At 51.4% G+C, this 479-nt stretch carries 1 protein-coding gene; it reads left to right on the top strand.

All coding sequences use genetic code 11. The features are described 5' to 3' along the window. Positions 1-342: 50S ribosomal protein L6 (gene rplF / locus GFJ41_RS21085; protein ID WP_170076015.1), on the top strand; the 342-nt coding region annotated here is incomplete at its 5' end. Positions 343-479: the final 137 nt, after the last annotated feature.

Here is a 479-nt window from a genome sequence, read left to right as displayed (position 1 = left end):
ATGATCAAGGGTGTAACTCTGGGTTTCAGGTACAAGATGCGATCTGTGTATGCCCATTTCCCCATTAACGTGGTGATTCAGGAGAGTGGTTCTCTGGTGGAGATCAGAAACTTCCTGGGAGAGAAGTACATCCGCCGTGTGCGCATGAGGCAAGGTGTGAACTGTGCCCTCTCTGCTGCCCAGAAAGACGAGCTGGTGCTGGAGGGTAACGATATTGAGCTGGTGTCAAACTCAGCGGCCCTCATCCAGCAGGCGACCACAGTCAAAAATAAGGATATCCGAAAATTTCTGGATGGTATCTATGTCTCTGAAAAGGGGACCGTAGTGGAGCCAGAGTCGTAGAGGACACGAGCTGCACTAATCCAGCAGGCCACTGCTGTGCGGAAGAAAGACATCCGGAAGTTCCTGGACGGGATCTACGTCAGTGAGAAGACCACTGTGGTGGAGCAGCCTGATGATTAGAGCATTGGTTCTTGTTA

The sequence above is a fragment of the Paraclostridium dentum genome (assembly GCF_012922555.1).
Classification (GTDB): domain Bacteria; phylum Bacillota; class Clostridia; order Peptostreptococcales; family Peptostreptococcaceae; genus Paraclostridium; species Paraclostridium dentum.
The sequence above is the reverse complement of the archived record's forward strand: the minus strand, read 5'-3'. Positions and strand labels throughout refer to the sequence as shown.